The sequence below is a fragment of the Alteromonas sp. KUL42 genome (assembly GCF_006538325.1).
Taxonomy (GTDB): Bacteria; Pseudomonadota; Gammaproteobacteria; order Enterobacterales; family Alteromonadaceae; genus Alteromonas.
The window spans coordinates 427,455-449,459 of record NZ_BJKK01000003.1; the positions used below are offsets into that span (position 1 = coordinate 427,455).

20 protein-coding genes are annotated in these 22,005 nt (G+C 43.6%); 8 read left to right on the forward strand and 12 right to left on the reverse strand.

Annotation, left to right across the window (positions count from 1 at the left end):
- Positions 1-13: 13 nt before the first annotated feature.
- Positions 14-724: a fatty acid metabolism transcriptional regulator FadR gene (fadR, locus tag EYR97_RS07050; protein ID WP_131093120.1), complete on the reverse strand. Its 711-nt coding sequence runs from the start codon at positions 722-724 to the stop codon at positions 14-16.
- A gap of 417 nt (positions 725-1,141) precedes the next feature.
- Here fadR and nhaB point away from each other — a divergent pair, with 417 nt between their 5' ends.
- Genes nhaB through EYR97_RS07065 form a run of 3 tightly spaced genes read left to right on the forward strand, consistent with a single transcriptional unit; the run spans position 1,142 to position 3,795 of the window.
- Positions 1,142-2,716, forward strand: coding sequence for a sodium/proton antiporter NhaB (gene nhaB / locus EYR97_RS07055; RefSeq protein WP_131093121.1), 1,575 nt, complete (start codon positions 1,142-1,144; stop codon positions 2,714-2,716).
- A gap of 3 nt (positions 2,717-2,719) precedes the next feature.
- Positions 2,720-3,247 (forward strand): disulfide bond formation protein DsbB, encoded by a 528-nt coding sequence (dsbB, locus tag EYR97_RS07060; RefSeq protein ID WP_131093122.1) that lies wholly within the window; start codon positions 2,720-2,722, stop codon positions 3,245-3,247.
- Entirely contained in the window at positions 3,244-3,795 is a 552-nt protein-coding gene (locus tag EYR97_RS07065) for a GNAT family N-acetyltransferase (RefSeq protein ID WP_131093123.1), read from the forward strand. The genes dsbB and EYR97_RS07065 overlap by 4 nt, the downstream gene beginning before the upstream one ends.
- A gap of 38 nt (positions 3,796-3,833) precedes the next feature.
- Here the strand turns inward: EYR97_RS07065 and EYR97_RS07070 are convergent, their stop codons facing one another.
- The 11 genes from EYR97_RS07070 to EYR97_RS07120 form a co-directional block, all read right to left on the reverse strand.
- A complete protein-coding gene (locus tag EYR97_RS07070) occupies positions 3,834-4,328 on the reverse strand; it encodes a YcgN family cysteine cluster protein (protein WP_131093124.1) in 495 nt (164 codons plus the stop codon).
- Entirely contained in the window at positions 4,325-4,993 is a 669-nt protein-coding gene (locus tag EYR97_RS07075; protein ID WP_131093125.1) for a fumarylacetoacetate hydrolase family protein, read from the reverse strand. Before EYR97_RS07075 ends, EYR97_RS07070 begins: the two co-directional genes overlap by 4 nt.
- Entirely contained in the window at positions 4,993-5,955 is a 963-nt protein-coding gene (locus EYR97_RS07080) for a lytic transglycosylase domain-containing protein (RefSeq protein WP_242634942.1), read from the reverse strand. Before EYR97_RS07080 ends, EYR97_RS07075 begins: the two co-directional genes overlap by 1 nt.
- A 101-nt stretch (positions 5,956-6,056) precedes the next feature.
- Positions 6,057-6,353: a YcgL domain-containing protein gene (locus EYR97_RS07085; RefSeq protein WP_131093127.1), complete on the reverse strand. Its 297-nt coding sequence runs from the start codon at positions 6,351-6,353 to the stop codon at positions 6,057-6,059.
- A gap of 82 nt (positions 6,354-6,435) precedes the next feature.
- On the reverse strand, positions 6,436-7,593 hold the full coding sequence (gene rnd, locus EYR97_RS07090) for a ribonuclease D (protein WP_131093128.1): 1,158 nt from the start codon (positions 7,591-7,593) through the stop codon (positions 6,436-6,438).
- A gap of 62 nt (positions 7,594-7,655) precedes the next feature.
- Positions 7,656-9,308 (reverse strand): long-chain-fatty-acid--CoA ligase FadD, encoded by a 1,653-nt coding sequence (fadD, locus tag EYR97_RS07095; protein ID WP_131093129.1) that lies wholly within the window; start codon positions 9,306-9,308, stop codon positions 7,656-7,658.
- Positions 9,309-9,427: 119 nt separating this feature from the next.
- The gene (locus EYR97_RS07100; RefSeq protein WP_131093130.1) at positions 9,428-10,267 is read right to left on the reverse strand and encodes an alpha/beta fold hydrolase; all 840 of its coding nucleotides are present in this window, start codon (positions 10,265-10,267) and stop codon (positions 9,428-9,430) included.
- A 98-nt stretch (positions 10,268-10,365) separates the two neighbouring features.
- Entirely contained in the window at positions 10,366-11,058 is a 693-nt protein-coding gene (locus EYR97_RS07105) for a Slp family lipoprotein (RefSeq protein ID WP_131093131.1), read from the reverse strand.
- Between the two features lie 311 nt (positions 11,059-11,369).
- Positions 11,370-11,681 carry a hypothetical protein gene (locus EYR97_RS07110; protein WP_242634938.1) on the reverse strand — a complete coding sequence of 104 codons (312 nt, stop codon included), beginning with the start codon at positions 11,679-11,681 and terminating at the stop codon, positions 11,370-11,372.
- 53 nt (positions 11,682-11,734) lie between these two features.
- Positions 11,735-12,460 carry a tRNA (adenosine(37)-N6)-threonylcarbamoyltransferase complex dimerization subunit type 1 TsaB gene (tsaB, locus tag EYR97_RS07115; protein WP_131093132.1) on the reverse strand — a complete coding sequence of 242 codons (726 nt, stop codon included), beginning with the start codon at positions 12,458-12,460 and terminating at the stop codon, positions 11,735-11,737.
- Between the two features lie 15 nt (positions 12,461-12,475).
- Complete coding sequence (locus tag EYR97_RS07120) at positions 12,476-14,395, reverse strand: ATP-dependent DNA helicase (protein ID WP_131093133.1); 1,920 nt, start codon at positions 14,393-14,395, stop codon at positions 12,476-12,478.
- 330 nt (positions 14,396-14,725) lie between these two features.
- Here EYR97_RS07120 and EYR97_RS07125 point away from each other — a divergent pair, with 330 nt between their 5' ends.
- The 5 genes from EYR97_RS07125 to EYR97_RS07145 all read left to right on the forward strand — a co-directional run bounded on the left by EYR97_RS07125 (position 14,726) and on the right by EYR97_RS07145 (position 21,881).
- Positions 14,726-15,976 carry an efflux RND transporter periplasmic adaptor subunit gene (locus EYR97_RS07125; RefSeq protein ID WP_131093134.1) on the forward strand — a complete coding sequence of 417 codons (1,251 nt, stop codon included), beginning with the start codon at positions 14,726-14,728 and terminating at the stop codon, positions 15,974-15,976.
- A 4-nt stretch (positions 15,977-15,980) separates the two neighbouring features.
- Positions 15,981-16,712: an ABC transporter ATP-binding protein gene (locus tag EYR97_RS07130; protein ID WP_131093135.1), complete on the forward strand. Its 732-nt coding sequence runs from the start codon at positions 15,981-15,983 to the stop codon at positions 16,710-16,712.
- Entirely contained in the window at positions 16,709-19,177 is a 2,469-nt protein-coding gene (locus EYR97_RS07135; RefSeq protein ID WP_131093136.1) for an FtsX-like permease family protein, read from the forward strand. Before EYR97_RS07130 ends, EYR97_RS07135 begins: the two co-directional genes overlap by 4 nt.
- An 81-nt stretch (positions 19,178-19,258) precedes the next feature.
- Positions 19,259-20,626: a sigma-54 dependent transcriptional regulator gene (locus tag EYR97_RS07140; RefSeq protein ID WP_131093137.1), complete on the forward strand. Its 1,368-nt coding sequence runs from the start codon at positions 19,259-19,261 to the stop codon at positions 20,624-20,626.
- A 1-nt stretch (position 20,627) separates the two neighbouring features.
- Positions 20,628-21,881, forward strand: coding sequence for a PAS domain-containing sensor histidine kinase (locus EYR97_RS07145; RefSeq protein ID WP_242634943.1), 1,254 nt, complete (start codon positions 20,628-20,630; stop codon positions 21,879-21,881).
- The last annotated feature ends 124 nt before the right edge of the window (positions 21,882-22,005 follow it).

A 22,005-nucleotide genomic window follows, 5' to 3' on the forward strand; every position in this document is an offset into this window, starting at 1 on the left:
CAATTTGCTTCAATTAATCGACAAGATCTTTTGGCATGTCATGGCGAATTTCTTGCCACACTTTACCACTTTCAATACCGTACTTTCTTACGACCACTGGTACGCGATCATATTCCCCTTTCTCGGCAACATCGAGCAAGTCAGCGTAATACTTATTAGCGACAGCTCTCGCTTGCTCGTGGTCGAAGAAGTAACCGCCAATGCGCGAATAAAGACCGCGGAAGCCATTCATCATAAGTACAAAAACATTGTTATTCGACGCTAATGCTAAGTCATGTGACATTTGATAATCGAACTGTGCGAACGCCAAGCCACTTTGCTCAACATTCTTGTATCGCGCGATGATAGCAGCCGATTCTTGCGGGTTATTACGAATAGCACCGCGTATAAACACCGCGCTTAAATTAGTGCGCGCTGCTAGCAGGTTATCAACAAGTTCAGGTATACCTTCTTGATCAAGGCGTGCCAGCGTCTCAAGGATGTTTAATCCACACGTTTCCCAAAAATTATTTACCTTGGTTGGTTTACCATGTTGAATTGTCAACCAACCATCACGGGCTAAACGCTGAAGTACTTCACGCAACGTTGTACGCGTCACACCAATAAGCTCAGAAAGCTCTCTTTCCGCTGGCAAAATTGTACCTGGCGGGAATCGTCCACTCCAAATTGATTCAACAATATATTCTTCGGCGAACCCGGCTGGACTCTGAGCCTTATAAATCATAACTAATTGCCTAAACGTTATTGTTATTTTACAACTGATTGTACCAGATGCTCTTTTATTATCACAATGAAATATGCCCCGTCCAGCAAAGCTTTTAACATCTTGTTAAAATTTACCTTGTCGACAGAGCTAACAAAATCAGTATCTGGCTATTAAATACACATCATTCACTGAATTTAGTCGAATAAATAATGAAAACGATAAATATTCAGTGAGTTTCACATGGTGGGGTCTGTGAATTGCTTTCTCAAGGCGTTAATATCATGTACGCTTAATTTCCGACTATAATGACAGCAGCAAGACCGCTAATTGAAGAAAAATATCTCTTCATACCAGCAGTTTATGTATGCAATAACCGGAACGAGACAATATAAAGACGCGAAAAACGCGCTTTGTTGTAATAAGGAACAGGAACTCATGCAAACCTCTATGATCGCAGCGATCTATAAGAACTTCCTGGGACATGCGCCCGACTGGTACAAAAAAACCATTATTGCCTTTCTTATTGTAAATCCATTGTTATTTATGGTGGACCCTTACATTGCGGGCTGGACACTGGTTATTCAATTTATATTCACCCTAGCCATGGCACTTAAGTGCTACCCCTTGCAACCCGGCGGTTTACTGCTCATTGAAGCCATGTTTATCGGTATGACCTCACCAGGGCACATGATGCATGAGATTGAGGTCAATCTAGAAGTATTGCTACTCCTTGTTTTTATGGTGGCCGGTATTTACTTCATGAAAGACCTATTGATGTATTTGTTCACCAAACTGGTCATTAAAGTGCAAAATAAATTGGTGCTGTCATTGTCATTTATTTTCGCTTCAGCGTTTTTGTCAGCGTTTTTGGACGCGCTTACCGTGGTGGCAGTTATCATCAGTGTTGGCTTGGGTTTTTATTCCATTTACCACAAAGTCGCATCTGGTAAGGAGTTTCACTCTGATCACGATCACACCAGTGATGATGAATTAGGTAGCCACGATCTAGAAGATTTTAGAGCGTTTTTACGCAACCTTATGATGCATTCATCTGTGGGTACAGCCTTAGGCGGTGTAATGACCATGGTAGGTGAGCCTCAGAATCTAATTATCGCTGACAAAGCAGGCTGGAACTTCGTCGAATTCTTCATTCGCATGTCGCCAGTTACTATTCCAGTATTTGTGTTTGGTCTGTTGACTACAGTTCTTCTTGAAAAAACAGGCTGGTTTTCTTACGGGGCAAAGCTGCCTTCTGCTGTTCGCCAAATTTTAGTCGACTACAACGAACACATGGACAAAGGTCGCAGCAAACGCGAGTCAGCTAAACTCGTTGTACAAGCGCTTATTGGTATTTGGCTGATTATTGGATTGGCAACGCATATGGCATCTGTTGGTCTTATTGGCTTGTCAGTTATTGTGCTTGCTACGTCTATGAGTGGTGTTATCGAAGAGCACGCATTAGGGAAAGCCTTCGAAGAAGCTTTACCATTTACCGCATTGCTTTGTGTATTCTTTGGTGTGGTCGCCGTTATTATTGACCAAGGCCTGTTCCAGCCAGTTATTCATTGGGTACTGTCGTTTGAAGGCGAAACCCAAATGGTTATGTTCTACTTGGCAAACGGTGTACTATCTATGGTTAGTGACAACGTATTTGTTGGCTCTGTATACATCACCGAAGTTACATCAGCACTACAAGCTGGCCAAATTACCCGTGATCAATATGACATGCTTGCGGTAGCCATCAACACAGGGACTAACCTTCCCAGTGTAGCAACACCGAATGGCCAAGCAGCTTTCTTATTCCTACTAACATCAGCAATTGCTCCGTTATTGCGTTTATCTTATGGCCGTATGGTTTTAATGGCATTGCCTTACACGATGGTGTTAACCATTGTAGGTCTACTTGCTACGTACATAGGACTAGCTGATGCAACACAAGTGCTATACGACATGCATCTTATCGAACATCACTCTGCTGCAGAAGCAGGTATGAAAGCGGTAGGTCATTAATCTATGCGTTCACTTATTCACGGCATTAGCCAGTGGGCAGAGCACAAGTCATCATGGCTTGTGCTTTTTGCAACCTCATTAGCACTTGAAATTGCTGCATTGTATTTTCAATACGGCATGGGTCTAAAGCCCTGCATTATGTGTATATATCAGCGTACTGCTATGTACGGAATTGTGCTGTCTGCGCTTATCGTTGTTATTAAGAACAATGGTTTAACACGCATGATAGGCTTTGCCGGTTGGGCAGTCGCGTCCGTTTGGGGCTTTTTAATTGCCCAAGAACATGTGGGTATACTGAACGCGGCAAACCCGTTTTTTGCAACCTGTGAAATTGTGCCCAACTTCCCTTCTTGGTTACAACTTCATGAGTGGATCCCTGCAGTTTTTGCAGCCCACGGTGATTGCTTAGAAGACAGCTGGCAGTTTATGTCTATGGGTATGGCAGAGTGGATGCAAATCATCTTTGCTCTATATGCGGCGGTTTTTGCATTTGTTTTTGCATGTCGATTACTTGATAAGAAACCCTTTTGATCGATTTATCCATACTCCCTTCTCGCTTGCCTCCTATTCATACAGAGCAAGGCCCAGTATCTATTCAGCGCATTGCACACAAGCATTGTGAGGCGCTGTGTGATGCTGGGCAGCAAGCCATTCATCATGTTAAACCTTGGTTTGGTAGTTCAACCTGCCCAGTCACACCTGCGCTGTCAAAACAATGTATAGAAAACATGGAGAAAGCAAGAGAAACAGGTTATGGGCTTACCTATTTACTTATGCACGACGAAACCTGTTTAGGCATGGGTATTATCAATCATATTAACCATACTCACCTTACTGCAAATTTGGGCTACTGGTTACGTCCTGAGGCCTGTGGAAAAGGGTTAGCTACTGCGATATGTGAAGCATTAAAAAAACTCGCCTTCTCTCAGATGAATTTGTATCGGCTAGAGTGTTATATCGAACCAAATAACAAGGCGAGTATTCGTGTTGCACAGCGCATTGGTGGAGTTAAGGAAGGGCTATGTCGTAAACGCATTTTCGGCAGGGATGCTCTGCTCTATGCCATTATCAACGAATAATTACGCATAAGCGATTGTGGGACAACCACAAAGTGAGTTTAATCTAAATCTTCCAATGGCCAAATAGCGATATAATCCTCAAAGTCATTTAAGTCCACATCGGTTTCAAACACCGTTTTATTACGCACCGACATTCCACTTGCATGCATGGCGTGCTTCTTACCTTTGTTTAGTAAAGGATGCCATGAGGGTAATCCTCTGCCCTCATGAAGGCGTCTGTAAGCACAACTAGTAGGCATAAAAAAGATATCTTTTAGATTGTCCTTGGTAAGCTTTACGCAATCTGGTACCAGTTCAGTACGTCTTGCATATTGCGTACATTCACACTTTTTAGTATTGAGGTAACTACACACTATATTGGTGTAGTGAATCTGCTCGTTGGCATTGATATGGTCGGTTGGAGCATGGTTCTCAACACTTTCATCGTCGATAAACTTGTGTAGACAGCACTTGGCACAACCATCACACAAAGACTCCCATTCCTGTTGAGTCATTTCTTCTAACGATTTTGTTTCCCAAAATGCCTGCGTCATTCGCCAACAACCTTAGTCTGAATAGAAAAGTAACCGGTAAATTCCACGTCAACATTATCACCAGGCAACAATGGGCCTACACCTTTGGGCGTACCGGTTAGAATTACATCACCTGAGTCTAGCGTAAACACCTCAGACATGTGTGCCAGTAACGGTACAATTTTATGTAACATCATTGCCGTATGACCTTGTTGTCGTACTTCGCCGTTTATGGTTAACGTGAAGTGCAAGTCATTTAAATCTTCCATTTCACCTAACGGCACAAAACCTGACACAGGGGCACTGTAGTCAAACGACTTTGCCCGTTCCCAGGGTTGTCCTTGGGCTTTTAATGCTGCTTGTACGTCGCGCAAAGTGAGATCTAACCCAACACCTACGCCCCAAATGGCATTTAATACCTCTGCTTCTGTGGCATTTTTAAGCGGTGACTTTAATAGAATCGACACTTCAAGCTCGTTATGACACTCGCCTTTATCGGTCGGTACCTGAATGGCTTCATCCAAATGGCACAGCGCGGCTTTTGGCTTCATAAACAATAACGGGGCCTCTGACACCGTTGAGTTCATCTCCTGAATATGGTCAAGATAATTTCGACCGATACAAACAACCTTATTAACAGGTAGTGAAATAGGTGAGCCCTGATTATCTTTGTGAAGATATGTCATTAATAACCTCGTTTAATTCTTTCAGAAAGGTAGCCAACAGAAACCCCGAAATACGATGAACGATTCCATTTCATAAGCGTATGAAAGTTGTTATAGACCAAATACACTCTGCCCTTTTCACCATCGGGCATTATGAGTGAGGCCTCAATGTCTACATTAGGCAAGTCATTGCCATTGTAACGTCGAACACCCTGAGACTGCCAATATGACAGGGGCTTCATATTCGCTTTCGCCAACCCAGAGATGCCTACAGGTTCAGTAAGTAGCACTTGCCTTCCCCACGTTCCGTTATTGTCCCACCCTTCTGATGACAGGTAATTGGCGATAGAGGCAAAAACGTCTGCTTTGTTGTTCCAAATATCTTTCTTGCCATCACCGTCATAATCGACAGCATAATTTAAAAAAGACAACGGCATAAACTGGGTCTGTCCCATTGCGCCTGCCCACGAGCCCTTAAACTGGCTCACATGAGCATGACCTTCATTAAAAATGGTTAGTGCTGCGAAAAAGTTATCTTTGAAGAGCTTCTCTCTTCGCCCTTCATAGGCTAGCGATGCAAGCGCTGACAGTACACTATAGCTTCCCTGAATCTTACCGAAGTTCGATTCATTTCCCCACAATGCAACAATAAAACGCGCCTGTACGCCATATTTCGACGCAATGTCATCGAGCAGCGCTTTATTTTCTTCATAAAGCGAAACAGCTTGTTTGACTTTCCAGTCAGGAACCCGCGTAGCCAAATAACCATCTAGTATTATTTTTTTCTCAGGTTGATTTTTATCTGACTTGACTACCGTTGGTCGAAAGTGAATATCGCCAAACGCTTCACTAACAATCTCTTCACTAAACCCTTTTTGGAGCGCTTCCTGCTTCAGCTTATTAACATAGGTAGTAAAACCAGCTTCACTCAACTCGCTATCACCGTGAGTTTGAGCAGAAACGTGGCTAACTACCAACAACATGGCGATAACGGCAAAGAAAGCCTGTTTTACAAAAGAAAGGCCAAGGGGGTTATGGTTAGTACGCACACCACCAGATTGAAACACATAAAACATAACTACACTTAAAACTTTTTGTCTGGTGTTTTAGACAAGCCTAACGACTCGCGATGCTGTTCAAGCAAGTTGTCTTCTTTTGGCGGCATTTGAAGATAAAAACCTTGCGTACTCAGTGCTTCTATAAGCTTTTGCTTGTCTACTCCTCCCAAACGCTCGCGTTTTTCAAGCGCAATGATGGTGACCAACTCAGGCTTGCCAAATCGGGCCATAAGCGCTTCAGGCACATCATCAAAATGCCCTTTTTTAGGCACATATAAGTACATACCTTCTTTTTTATGCGTTTTATATACTGCACACAACATTTTACATCTCGTCTCTTAGTGTCAGTGGTTCATATTTTGGACTAACTTCATTATTAGCTAGCTCCGTCACAAACAAGCTACATTATGAATTAGGTGCGTCGCCTAGCAATTGACTGACATAAGGCATAAACAATGCCTCGCGCCAGGTTGATAATACATCAGGCTTTAAGCCCTGCACTCGGGTTTCATCAACTTGAAACCAATACCACTTAAGCAGCTGATTAAGTTGCTTTTTAGACGCAATCACATCACTACTTACATTGTTGGATTCAGCAATTTGCTCGCTAATGGTTTTCAGTTCTGCTAGATGCTTCTTGTATTTGGGAATATCGATTAAACGAAGCACAGTAGGCAGCCTGAGTTTTTCAGGTGTTTGCGCAAACTTCTCACGCGCCTCGCTAATAAGACCAATAATAGTATCACCGTAGCGACGTATGGACTGATGGTTAACCCCATTAATACGCGACAGCCCTGACTTACTGTCTATCAGACGCTGTGCAGCTTCAAATAAGTGCCCTTCTTTAAAGACAAAATTAAGCGCCATGTCCTTTTGTCTTGCTGTATGCAATCGCCATGCAGCTAAAGCTTGTAGCACGGTAAGCTGCTCTTGGTTTAATCGCCAATTGTTCTTTATGGCTAAATACGCAAAATCATCGGGTAACTGTGCGCGCTTCTTAGCTGCAAGAAGTGCCATTTCTTCGTAAACCCAGTGCGCCTTGCCAACTTCTTGTATTTCCTCGGCCAAAATGTGATAGCAAGGTAGAAGATATAACACATCATTAGCAGCGTAACTCAATTGTGCTTCGCGCAATGGACGTGCTAACCAGTCAGTGCGAGACTCGCCTTTATCCAATACCACGTCGCACAACATTTCTACCAATTTTGCGTAACCTAAAGTAGGGCCTTTGCCCAAGATACTTGCAGCAAACTGGGTATCAAAAATAGGTTTCGGCACGGTATCAAATGCGGTAAGGAAGGTTTCCAAATCTTCTGAGCAAGAATGCAGTACTTTTACTACTGCTTCATTTTCAAGAAGTGCAACGAAAGGCTGCATATTGTCTATAGCAAGGGGGTCAATCAATACCAATTGTTGACCGTCATAAAGTTGAATAAGCCCCAAATGCGGGGTGAGTGTGCGGGTTCGCACAAACTCAGTATCAAGGGCTACGGCACCTTGGCGCTGTGCCATCGAGCACACGGTTTCAAGTTCTTCAAATGTAGTTATTAATTGATATTGCATACTTTTGCACAGTAAATAAAAAAGCCGGCTCGTGCCGGCTTTCAAAAACTAGTTCACGTGAATTAGTCTCTAAGCTCCCGACGCAGAATTTTTCCTACATTGGTTTTAGGTAGATCATCTTTAAAGACAACCTGCTTAGGTATTTTGTAGCCAGTTAAATGATTGCGACAATGCGCAATTACGTCTTCAGCTGTCAAAGTATCATTGCTGCGAACAACAAATAACTTAACTACTTCACCACTTACTTCATGAGGAACCCCAACCGCTGCAGCTTCGACAATATTCTCGTGCATTGCAGCCACTTCTTCAATTTCGTTAGGGAACACATTGAAGCCTGAAACTAGGATCATATCCTTTTTACGGTCAACAATATAGAAGTAACCTTCATCATCTACCGTGGCGATATCACCTGTAGCTAACCAACCGTCTTTAAGTATTTCCTCTGTGGCTTCAGGGCGGTTCAAATACCCCTTCATCACTTGGGGCCCTTTAACCCACATTTCACCAGGCTCCCCTTTCTCAACGGGGTTGCCATCATCGTCTAATAACTTGATGTCAGTAGAAGGCACAGGCATACCAATTGCGCCTTTATAGGCTTCAATTTGTGGCGGGTTAACCGCTACAACAGGTGAACATTCAGTTAACCCATAACCTTCGAGTAATACCGTGCCTGTGACTTTTTGCCATTTTTCAGCAACCGGGCGCTGTACAGCCATGCCGCCACCAAGTCCAAACTTAAACTTACTAAAATCAAGCTCGTCAAACCCGGGCGTATTCAATAAACCATTAAACAGGGTATTTACACCCGGTAGAATGGTGAATGGGTATTTGCTTAACTCACTAACGAACCCCGGCATATCTCGTGGATTAGTGATAAGTAGGTTACGACAACCGTATTTGACGAACATCAAGCAATTCGCAAGTAATGCAAAGATATGGTAGAGCGGCAGCGCAGTTACCACAAAATCTTCACCTTCCTCGATAACAGTTTCTAGAATACCAGACACCTGTTCAAGGTTCGCAACCATATTGCGGTGTGTGAGCATTGCCCCCTTAGATACCCCCGTAGTTCCACCTGTGTACTGCAGGAAAGCAAGGTCATCATTACTTATCTCCGGACGTGTATAAGACAGTGATTGCCCTTTTTTCACCGCAGACATAAATGATGTAGTTTCAGGTAGTGAAAATGAAGGAACCATTTTCTTGACGTATTTTACGACAGCGTTAACAATCCAACGCTTAGGTGCTGGCAACATATCGCCCAGCGCAGTTAAAAACACCTCTTGTAAATTCGTATCTGCAATTACTTCTTCAAGGGTACAAGCAAAGTTCTCAACAATCACAATGGCCTTGGCATTGGCATCGTTGAGCTGGTGTTTTAACTCACGAGCGGTATAGAGTGGGTTAACATTTACTACAACCATTCCCGCACGCAAAATACCAAACATGGCAACGGGATATTGAAGAAGGTTGGGCATCATTATAGCCACCGCGTCACCGCGCTTTAAACCACTTGCTTGCAAGTAGGCGGCGAATTGTGCAGATAGATTATCGAGCTCTTCAAAAGAAATCGAATGGCCCATATTGATAAAGGCTTCTTTATTTTTAAACTTTTTTACCGACTGCTCGAAAATGTCGACAACAGACGCATAGCGATCTGCATCAATTTCTGCGGATACACGAGGGTCATAATGCTTAAGCCAGGTTTTTTCCACCAAAACCTCCTCTACTTTATTCTTATACTATTAATGAGCTCGCGAGACACCGCACTCATCTAACTGGTCTGATAACTTGCGAATAGTATAGGATGTGTAAAAAAAATAAACGGCACAATTTACAATTGCTCAACAAATTGGCAAATTAACCGCCCTACATCTCCAGTATTTTCCATGTGAATATGGTGCCCGCCCACTAATTGTTCATATTGGGCATTTTTAAACCATCGCGCTCGACGCGGAAACATTTTATCTAACTGTTTAAAACTATTTGACGCACCAATAAAGAGTAGCGGACATTCTATGGCACGCATAAGGTTTTCTGCTTGTTTTTCAGTAAGGCGCAAGACCGACTTCGTACGCAAGCGTGAATCAGATGACCAAACATCTTGCCCTTCATCGTTTTGCTTAACGTTTCGCTGAAGAATAATACGCGCATCAGAGGCAGACATGTCTGTTACTTTACAGCGCATTTTAACCATCTCATCAAGATCAATTGCTCTCGATGCACTTGTTGTTTTGCCATGTCTGCTTAATATGGCATTTCTCATTTGTTCTTGCGTAGACTCCTCCGGTTCCACAAGCGGACCACAAGCATCTATACTCACCACACCGCGCACTTTTTCGGGAAAAAGTGCAGCGAACATTGTGGCTAATATGCCTCCTAAAGAATGCCCCACGAGTATCACGTCATCCCACCCTTGCCCTGTAATAAGTGCATGCAAGTCTTGCAGATAGTCCGCTTGGTTGTAATGTGCGCCCTCAGAGCGATGAGAAGAGCGCCCATGCCCGGCTAAATCTAAAGCAATGAAATGGTAGGATGTTAAGAATGGAGCCAACACATTCAGACTTTCAGCATTATCTAAAAAGCCGTGAATGCCCAATACAATTGGGCCTTGTCCTTGGTTATCTAGCGCAGACAGCTGCACAGCGCCTGCTGAAAATTGAGTTTCAACCATACTTCCCCTCACAGTGGCGGCAAATTATTTCCGCCCATGTACAAATAATTCCGCTTATCTACAAAAAAGGTGGCAATTTTTAGCCACCTTTATTTTACTTATTTTTGTTTGTCTTTACGCACAGGTTGCACTATTGCCTTCTGTCGACCTGATGAAGATGTTGGTCTTGTTGGCCTAGGCAAGGCTACCTTTCCAGGTTGCTCATAATAGCGAATAACTCTTGTTCGACCAAAGCCTGGATACCCCCAAGGACGCATCCATGGATTGTAAAACGGACTATAAAAAGTCCCAAAGCCGTAATAAGGAGAATACCAGCCCATGTGGTAATTGTAGAAAAACGGGTCTACATCATACACATCGCGCTTACGCCACAAATGATAATCATCTGCTATGATTGTGGGGTATATATAGGGCTGCTCACCGACTAAACCAGAGACTGGTGTAGTGAGCGTGCCTAAGAACGTCGCCTCACGCCCCTCTTCAAAGACGATTGGGTCGACAAAACCATCTACCTGTACTTTAAAACGCCCTGCGGTTTCGCCTCTCGTACTGGGCTTGCCATAGTGATTTAGCGGAAACTGCGCTACTTCAATATAGGTTTTGTTTGGTTTGTTCTCAACACCAACGATAATACCACCCCAACGGGCTTGTTGGCCTTGTGCATTAGCACCTGCCGTAACAGCTTTCGAATAAGTAACAAGTTGCGTTCCTTCTGGCACATCAATACTTTCTGGAACAATTGCGCAACCTGAAAAAACAACAATACCTAGCAACAATAAATAGCGATACATGAAGGAGCTCCCTAAACGGCACGAAAAACGTCGAAAGATGAATTCAACCACTTTGCAGTTAAGCGCCCCTGCACTTACTGCAACCTATCGATAAGGCACGTCAAAACATTTTGATTACATTAGCATTTATACGCAATAACGACCACACCAGTTCGTCTACAAATAGACTATTTACGTTATTTGTCAGATCCCTGCTGAAATAAACTGCGAAATAAAACGCGATGTAAAGCGCCAAAAATATGTCATCGTTATAAACAGACTAACGACACAAGGCTAAGTTCAAAAAAGGATTGTAAAGATTGATCTAAACGTTAGGCGTAAATATCTACCCCAAACATGGCGTGAATAGACTCGCGCTGCTGTTGTTTTTCAAAACTGGTATAGGACGCAATAGCTTGTTGTGAATAGGCATTTCCGTCTTCGCGTATAAACTGCTGGTAGGCTTTAGCGTTATCGGTTCCCTGCTCGTCAGGTGCAACAACAATCGCCTTGACCGACGATTCTTCTTGCCCTTTACTCTGCTGCTGAGGGTCTTTGTTGATTTTCGCAACCTGCTTCCCAGACGCATCAGAGGCAGGTATTGTGAATTGTGTGTTGATATTCATACCAATGAGGTTTTGCAAAAATCACGCCAAGCAAAACCCCAAATGTGGTCTATACTCTTATGTACTAAACACTATTCTCTGCCTGGTAACTTTTTCCATGTGACTTTGTCACGTAAATACACAGGCTCCACGTCGATGGCTTGTTTACTCTCTCCTCGTATATTTGCGTTTTCAGCGAGAGCTAGCATGTGTAACGCGTTTGGCAGCGTGACGCTAATGTCACTGGCATCAACATTGTTAATACGCCATTCATTCAACTCAGAATATGCACTCCAGCCTGTACCAGCAACCGATATAAGACCTTCATCACTGTCTTGCAGCATATTGAGTTGATCAATAGCAACGTTTGCAGGACAAACCTGCTCTTCAATGTGTATTACCAGTTTTTGTTCAGAATATCGATAAACTGCAAAGTACACTTCGTCCATTCTGGCATCTGACGCAACCGCAATATACTGGGTGTTATTGGCATCACTGCCCATCTGCAACACAACTTCAGCTGCCATCGCTTCAAGTGTGCTTACTCCAACAACATTATGCCCTGTGCCAAGCGCTAGACCCTGAATCATACCCGTGGCTATGCGCACACCAGTAAAACTGCCCGGTCCGCGTCCAAAAGCCAATAATTCCAAGTCTCCTAATGTCACACCGGCTTCTTTTAACACCTCATCGACCATGGGGAGTAAACGCTGACTGTGCTGTTGTGGGCAAATCTCAAAGCGAGAATAGGCTTTATTATTGTATTGCAGTGCTACCGAACAAGCTTCGGTAGCAGTGTCTATGGCTAAAATATTCATGTGTTTCTCTAACATTTAATCTTGATCAATATTGGCAAGAAAATTCTCAACTTCGTCTAAGCTTCGGGTGCGCTTCATATCAGGCAAACTGCCAATAAAAGTTTTGGCATAGGGCTTGGTCACTAAACGGTTATCACAAATAACTAAAACACCTTTATCTGATGGATCGCGAATTAACCTACCCGCCCCTTGCTTTAGCGTAATAACCGCTTGTGGGATCTGAATAACCGCAAACGGATTAGCCCCTCTTTTTTTCACATCTTCCATGCGTGCTTGTAGCAAGGGATCATCCGGCGAGGCAAACGGTAATTTATCAATCATAACGCACACAAGGTCGTTACCGCGTACATCAACCCCTTCCCAAAATGCGCCGGTGCCCATCAATACGGCTTTTTCATCCGCAAGGTAAGCATCGAGTAGCGCTTGTTTCGTGGTTGTGCCTTGCACTAGTAGCGGATTGTCAATTTCCTCTTCAAGCTTTTGCGCAATTTCTCGTAGCATGGCGTGGCTAGTAAACAATAAGAAGCACCGCCCACCACTGGCTTTTATCAAACGCTTGGCGGTTTGCAGCAGTGTTTCACGCATACTATAACTATTGGGCTCGGGTAAATAGCGAGGCACACACAACATAGCTTGATTTGGATAATCAAATGGGCTGTCTAGTCCAAGCGTTTGTGCTTCTTCAAGCCCCATACGTCGTTGAAAATGTTCAAAGCCACCATTTACCATGAGGGTAGCTGAGGTAAAAATCCAACCTCGGGGCGGCGATGCCACAAAGCGTCTAAACTTAGCGGCTATCGACAGCGGTGTTAGGTGCATAATGAGATGACGTTGTGTGGTTTCATACCACAAGCTCACATTTTCTTGCTTGTCATCGCTTAGAGCATCAAGTTGCTCTCTTGCAGCCACCACCCGTTCGTACATATTGTCGAGATCTTTATCTCTACCTATATGCAGCTTACAAACTTCATGAAGTACGCCCAGCGCCTCAGCCAACTTTCCAACTTGAAGACGAACATCCTCTCTTTGCAATGACTCCGCCCAATTTCCACGCTCCGGATTATCGGGAAATAACAAACGTAGATCAGAGGCAATCATTCGGCATTTATCAGCAGCTTTATCTAACTGCCCTGCGTCTTTTAGTGCGGTGCGAAACAGTAGGGTTATATCTTTAGCGATATCGTGTATTTGTCGCGTAGACAGAGACTCGCCAAAGTAATCACTGGCAATATCGGGAATTTGGTGTGCTTCATCAAAAATGATGGCATCTGCTTCCGGAATAAGTTCGCCAAACCCGGTGTCTTTAAGCGCCATGTCTGCAAAGAACAGATGATGATTAACAACGATGATATCAGCGTCTAACGCTTTTCTGCGTGCCTTTACCAAATAACAGTCTTCATAGTCAGGGCAATCTCGTCCTAGGCAGTTATCTACGGTTGATGTCACCAATGGTAAAACACGCGCATCTTCTGGTAGCGTTTTAAGCTCGCCCATGTCACCGGTTTTTGTGGTGGTTGACCATCTCTTTACTTCAGACAACTGGCCTAGTACGTCTTTTTCTACCAAGGTTGAATTGCCACTGTGCTGGGCAACTCTGTGCAAGCACAAGTAATTAGCCCGCCCTTTCAACAAGGCTGTTTTGCGCTTACTGCCCAGCGCTTTTTTTACCAAAGGTAAATCGCGATGGAATAATTGCTCTTGTAAATTCTTCGTGCCTGTCGACACTATCGCTTTGCCACTACTTAACAGCGCAGGGGCCAAATAGGCGAAGGTTTTACCCGTTCCTGTGCCCGCTTCTACAATTAGGCTGCCCGTCGTATCGATAGCATGCTTCACCGCCTTGGCCATTTCGGTTTGTGCATCGCGGGGCACAAAACCTTTAATGGTTTTAGCAAGCAAGCCATCTGAAGAAAATACATCGTTAATAGTGGGCATTATTTGAATACTTTGAACAGGTTACTGATGTCGGCTGCGCATTATGCCAAAAAGCACCTAGAATGCCCATTAAAGGTTACCGTTTACCTTTAAACTGGACTTTAAAATAGAAAATTTAAATTCCATTAGCATTGTTCGATTTCGAACAATAGTGTTTGATATCGAATAGCACGCTCAATTCCCCCATCAAACAATAACCGCAAACCACTGATTTATAAAGATAAATTATTTGGCACACCTTTTTCATTGTACTTAGCGATGTCATTGAACACTGCTTGTAATACGTGACGCACTACAAAGCAGTTACACAGTAAGCTAAGGAACGTTGTCGTGGACATACAACTTAAAAAAACTTCATCAAAAAAGCGCTTATATATAGCTGCACCTTTCGCCATCGCGCTACTCAGTGTCGGCTATTTTTTGCAGTCTGATACCATTCCTAGCATAAAAGAAGACAAAGTTACTTTGGTAAAAGTGGAGCAAGGAAGTGTGGACTTATACAGCCAAGCATTTGGCGAGCTATTTTCAGCGCAAGAACGCATATTAACCTCTCAAGCTGCCGGTAAAGTCTCGGCAATCTTATTACGCCCAGGCGCAACAGTAACACCAGAAAGTGTAATTTTAACGTTGACAAACCCAGAGTTAAATCAAGCATACCAATCTGCCTTAGGTGAGTTAAATGCACAAAAAGCACAATTGGAATCTTTCGAATTAGAGCAGCAAAACGCACGTTTGGATTTTCAAGGTCGCATAGCAGATATTGAATCTGCGCTAGAGAGTGCGCAGCTAGACCTAGACGTAAATACCCAGCTATCAGAACGCGGCGTTTCCGCCAGACTTGAAATCTTGCGCGCAGAATTGGAAGTTAAACTTCAGAAGAAAAAGCTCGAGTTTGAAAAACAGAAATACGAGCATTTTACCAAAGTGCAGGCATTCCAACTAAAACAACAACATATCGAAGTGGAACAGCAAAATCAGCAGGTTGCTTTGTTAAGAGCACAATTAGACGATTTGGACGTAAAAGCCGGTATTGTTGGAACATTACAGAACTTAGATGTGGAAATTGGCGAGTCATTGCCTCAAGGAGCAACACTAGGTCGCGTGGGTTCTGTAGACGCATTACTTGCCCGCTTGCGCGTTCCTCAGCATCAAGCAGATCAAATCGCCATCGGCGCTTCCGTCGAACTCACTACGCGTAAAGGCAGTATTCAAGGTGAAATCAGCCGCATTGAATCGGTTGTGAACAATGGTGTGGTATTAGCGGAAGTTCAGCTTATTGGCGAGCTTCCAAGTGATGCTAGGCCCCTTGCCTCTGTTACCGGCCAAATATTTATTCATACGCAAGAAAACGCTTTGTATGTGCGACAAACAGCTGGCCTTCGTCCTCAATCGCAAATTGAGCGCTTTGTACTAGACGAAACACAAAGTCACCAAGCGCAAAAGCGCCAAATTCAACTAGGTGAGCTCACCAAAGGCAAGCTCATCATTCAATCTGGCTTACAAGTTAACGATTACTTCATATCGCAAATGCAAGATACATGGGCAATGCACAATATGATCAATATCGAACAAAAGGGATAAAACAATGAGCAAAAATATCGTAGTAAGTATGCAGAATATTCATAAGAAATACTTGGGCACGGAAATAGAAACTCATGCGCTTCAGGGGATCTCACTGAGGATTTACGAAGGTGAATTTGTGGCCATTACAGGCCCTTCTGGTTGCGGGAAATCAACCCTTTTAACCATTATGGGCTTGCTAGATAGCGCATCTGAAGGGTCTTATCACATCAGTGGTATCGATACGTCATCGCTAAAAGTCGATCATAGAACACAGGTGCGAAATCAGCATATCGGTTATGTATTCCAATCGTTTAATCTTATTGATTCGATGACAGTGTATGAAAACGTGGCTTTACCGCTTGAGCATCGCGGTGAGAATGCACAAGTCATAAAAAGTGCAGTGACGGACGCACTAGAAAAAGTGGGTATGCAACATCGAGCACAGTATAAACCTAATCAAATTTCCGGTGGTCAACAACAACGAGTAGCCATCGCCAGAGCGTTAGTGGGCAACCCCGACCTTATATTGGTTGATGAGCCCACCGGGAACCTTGATACCCAAAACGGCGACGCCGTTATGAAGCTATTGATGACCTTAAATAAACAAGGCTCAACGATTGTCATGGTAACCCATGACAGCAGATACAGCGGACTAGCCCATCGCCAAATACAGCTGCTAGATGGCAAAGTTGTAGGTAAAAAACAACTGCAAACGTCGCCTGAAGTCCCCTCTAAAAATAAGGACGTAGCATGAGACTTTATATCAATGCCTTTAAACGGGGTATTCAACGGATCTTTAGCTTGCCCCGGCTTAGTTTACCGCTTATCAGTACCTTGGGCTTAACACTCGCCGCGGTATTAAGTGTAGTGGCAATTTCAAACACATTATTGTTTAAGCCTCTTCCAGATATAAACGAAAACGATCTCTATCAAGTGGATTTGCAGATGGCGTTTAGCGAAGGCCTAAACGTGCAGTTTTTTAGCGACCCTAGACGCGTTGCGTCAATTAAAAAACGTTATGGTGATGAACTGTCATGGGGCCACGTTATCCCTAGTACTGCAAATATTGAATTAGGCGGCCAGCCAATAGAAGTCACCCACTTTGATTCGGTAACCGGTTCACCTGAGGTACTGGGTCTTGCCCTGATTACCGGACAAAGCAGCGATATTCAAAATGTGGAAGAAGGTGTGTGGATATCAAAAAGTCTCTGGCAGTCAGCATTAAATAGCAATGAAGATCTCAACGGCAAAACCTTACGGCTTGATGGCGAAGACAGACCTATATTTGGTGTTTTCGATGACTTCGCTAGCTTGAATGCTGTTGGTCTAAACAACCAATCAACACAACAAGTATGGCGCTTTCGAAACTTTGATACCTTGTTAGAAACACCCGATACCATCAGCTTGAATTTAGGCACTATGACTTTCGTTAGAGGCCCAGAGACGAATATGCCAACGACCGCAGAAATTGAAGCTTGGTATGTAGACTATGTGAACAATGAAATTACCGTAGAACGTGCTAAAACCTTTTTATTGAGCAAGACTGTTGAAGGTCAGAAAACAAACTATCGCGACGCTTTTATTGGCGATAGTCAACGCTTAGCGTTTGTATTGATGTTCGCCATGTTTAGCTTGTTAATAATGGCGTGCTTAAACTTACTCAATATGTTCATTGCACATTATCAAAGCCGCAATAAAGAGTTCGCCATTCATATTTGTAACGGTTCTACATTCACAAGATTACGAGGGTTAGTCTTTACCGAAAACTTGCCAATGTTCATTTTAGCCTCAATATTAGGGCTACTGGTTGCTGAATGGCTAATGGAGCTTCTTCCCATACTTGCAGGTGATAACCTTCCCCTATTAGATTACATCCATCTGGACATGCTAAGTATTATTCTAGCGTTATCAGTGGTGCTATTTATTAATGCTATATTTGCGGTCATATCACTAATTTACGTTGATAAAAACGCCTTAACCGACAGTTTAAACTCAAGCGGAAAAGGCACCCCTGCGCAACAAAATCAATTGATAAGCAAAACGCTCATGGTATTACAACTTACTCTTGCCTGCGTGTTGCTAACTGGTGCCAGTATCTCGGTAAAAGACAGCTATGACGCGGCTTACACCGACTTAGGTTATAGCATGCCCAACGCCTATGAGGTTAGCATGCAAATTATCGATGATAACTGGCAAGAGTCAATGCGCGAGCAAGGGCGACTTCGCGGTAATGAGTGGCAACAAGTTAGACAAGACTTTGTCACACGTCTATCAAATTTAGACGCACAGGTCCTCGATGTGGACGTATTACCACTCACTAGCAACGTCAGCCTTCGCGCCTTCCCAGATCCAGACACGGGTAACTCTGTGATGATTCGCCCTGTAATGTGGGCTCCAAAACTCATTGAAACCTTTGATATAACCTTGTTAGCTGGTCGCAACCTTACACCAGACAAAGCAACACTTTCAGAAGTCCTCATTGCCAAAGCTTTTGCCATAGAGCGAGCCGGTGAAGACAAATGGGAGTCGATGGTCGGCAAAGAGATACGCATGGGAGAAGAAGAGGAAGATATTTTTCTGGTGGTGGGTATAGTAGAAGATATTGTTCCTTTGCCAGCGGGTACACTGAACGTCACTGCGCCTGAGATCTATTTCAAAGATCCCAATGAAATTGACTTCAACCGCTTGTCAGCTGTAGTCGTTATGCCACAAGGTAATGAACTCACCAGAGAGCAGGTTGAACAAGCCGTAAAAGGTATTGACCCGAGACTAAACGAAGTACAAGTTGAAGGTATGGTTCAAAGGTGGGATGCAGTAACAGAAACAACCCGATTAAATATGTATATTGTTGCTGGATTAGCATTATTAACCCTAGTACTTGCTGCAATCGGAGTGTCGGGGCTAAGTCAAATGACAGCCAGTCAAAAACGCTATGAATTAGCAGTTCGCATGGCAACTGGCGCAAAACAATCTAAATTACTTCAATTACTTATAAAAGATTCGCTTTGGATGTTGATTACTGGATTAGGATTAGGTGTAATCGCCGCAGTCTTAGCATATCGGTTCGTCCTCGATTTCTTTTCCAGCGCGCCACCGTTTGACTGGGCGGGAACGATGACCATCAATGTACTATTAGCATGCGTGATGTTACTTTCAATTGCCATTCCGGGATGGCGGGTAATAAGTAGAGATCCAATGCGAGTATTGCGAGACCTATAACAATAATGTAAAAACGACATTACCCACTGTAAAAATCAGTCACTACGTAATTAAAATACAGTGGGCTTTTTAAGGATAACTATGCTTCACGCCAAAGGGTTAATTGCAGTAGTGGATGACGATGACGATATCCGCCTCGCCTTGACCATGTTGCTAACCAACGAAGGCTATCAAGTATTGGAAGCAGATGGCCCTCGTGAACTGGCCTCTATTCTTGCACGGCAAAAGCCTGAACTCGTACTTCTCGATATGAACTTCAGCCGCGATACCACCAGCGGAGATGAAGGGTTAGAGATTTTAGCTCAACTTATTCAACAAAACGTGCGTACTGTACTAATGACAGCATGGGGCAAGATTGAACTTGCGGTTAAAGGCATGCAACAAGGTGCATGCGACTTTATTGAGAAGCCGTGGAACAACCAAAAACTAATCGCATTAGTAGAATCACATGTTAATGCCGCTTCCCCCTTAACAAACGATGCGCCTTCGAGAAGCCTTGCAAATAAAGATAACTGGATTGCCGAATCTTCTGCCATGCAACAATTGGAAGATATGATCCAGCAAGTCGCCGACACGCAGGCAAGTATTCTAATTTTAGGAGAAAACGGTACTGGGAAGTCGATGTTAGCTCAGCGATTACATCAACTATCCAGTAGAGCAAATGCTCCATTTGTTTCTGTGAACATGGGGGCCGTTCCAAAAAACTTGTTTGAAAGTGAATTATTTGGCCATAAAAAAGGGGCGTTTACCGATGCACGAGAGAGCAGACAAGGACGATTTGAGTTAGCACAAAACGGTACCTTGTTTTTAGACGAAATCGGTGTACTACCTAACGATGTACAGCCTAAACTCCTTCGTGTACTAGAAAGTGGCGAATATGAACAAGTGGGTTCAAGCCAAACTCACCTAGCAAATGTACGCATTATTAGTGCAACCAATGCCAATTTGGAAAGTATGGTAAATGAAGGTACATTCAGACGGGACCTCATGTTTCGTCTTAATACGTTTATATTACATTTGCCGCCACTGCGTGATCGTCGCGAAGATATCATTCCACTAAGCCAATACATGATTGATAGTTTCGCCCACAAATATAATAAAATCAGCCCTCAACTGAGTACTTCTGCCCGAGAAATGTTGTGTTCATACAACTGGCCAGGCAATGTACGAGAACTCAGTCATGTTATCGAGCGTGCTGTTATATTGTGTCGCGATGAGACCATAAATGACACGCAAATCACACTGCCACAGTCTGATACCACAACAACAGAAGACCATGGGAACCTGCGCCCGTTAGACGATATTGAACTTGAAATGATCATAAAGGCGTTAGAGAAATATCAAGGTCATATTAGCAAAGCGGCGTCAGCGTTGGGCATTTCTCGTAATGCATTGTATCGCAGAATGGAAAAGCACCAGCTTGACAAAGGTGACTATAATATTGACTAAAATGCTGCGCACCACTGAAGGCAAACTCGCACTTACACTGGGGTTAGTGATAATTGTAATCTTAAGTTTAACGGCGGCCCTCACTCACGCATGGGGCTGGTCTTGGCTCGGCACGTTCACCTTACTCTTTGTCATTAGCTACCCCTTGTGTTGGTTGAGTTGGCGCATTTGGCAAAGTTGGTCACTTTCGCTAATGCGATTAACCACGTACGTGCAAAGCTTATCTATGGGCGAGTCTGGTGTAGAGGTAGCAAAACAAGGAAAGTCGGAACTTATCGATGACCTTGTTCGCGAAATTAAGCAACTACATCAACAGGTGCATGGCGAAGCACATCGCGGTCAGCCACTTGTGGTATTGTTGTCACAACTTTTCGAAGATCTTCCCATTGCCGTTGTAATTTTTGATGCTGAATTTAGCTTAGCCTACGCTAATCGAGCAGCCTATGAGATAAATGAGATTAGTCTTTTACTGGGAATGGCTGCAACGGAACTCGGCTTTTCAATCAACGCTCAACATTTACATCATCCTCGCTTAGCAGATAACTGGCGTTGTCAATCAAGCTTTCTAACCTACCGAGAGCAATCATTGTGCATGTTCACTGCCATTGATATTTCCAGTGAATTGAAACGCAGTGAGCAAGCCGTACAGGAAAACTTAGTGAGAGTACTTAGCCACGAGCTTCGTAACACCCTTACCCCAATGTCTTCAATGGCACAAACCTTGTTGTCGATGCAACAGCTTGACGACAACCAAACCAGAAAAGTACTCGAGCGCATTCACACTCGTGCTGACGGCATGCTTAACTTTATTCAGCGTTTTGCTGAAGTGGCTAAAATACCTGAACCCAAAAAGGAAAGTGTTGATATTAAGGCGTTAGTTGAACAAACCCGCGTCTTATTGAGAAACAAAGATACGCTTGCATTTCACGGTTCGCCAACCTGTCAGGCCGATCCTCAGTTAATGGCGCAAGTATTGATGAATTTAGTTAAAAATGCCGTTGAGTCGAATAATTCTGACCCAGTCGAAATAATTATTCGCTACTATCAATCTGGCAATCAACAAGTACTTCAAGTCAGTGACAATGGAACGGGCTTTTCCAATATCGACAATGCTATTACGCCACTTTTTACAACCAAGCCAGACGGTGCTGGCATTGGTCTCGCTTTCGTTGAAACGGTGATTAACAAACACGGGGGAAAGTTAAAGCTATCGAATCAACAGGGGGCATTGGTTGAGTTGACTTGGCCTGTGTAAGTATAAGTAACAAAAACCGATGACCGCCATGTATAGTGATTTCTTAAATAAAAGCCTTTTAATTTTCTGCTGTGCACTGTTCTGAGGGCTTTTTATTACCTCTCTCGCAAACTCTAAATAAGCT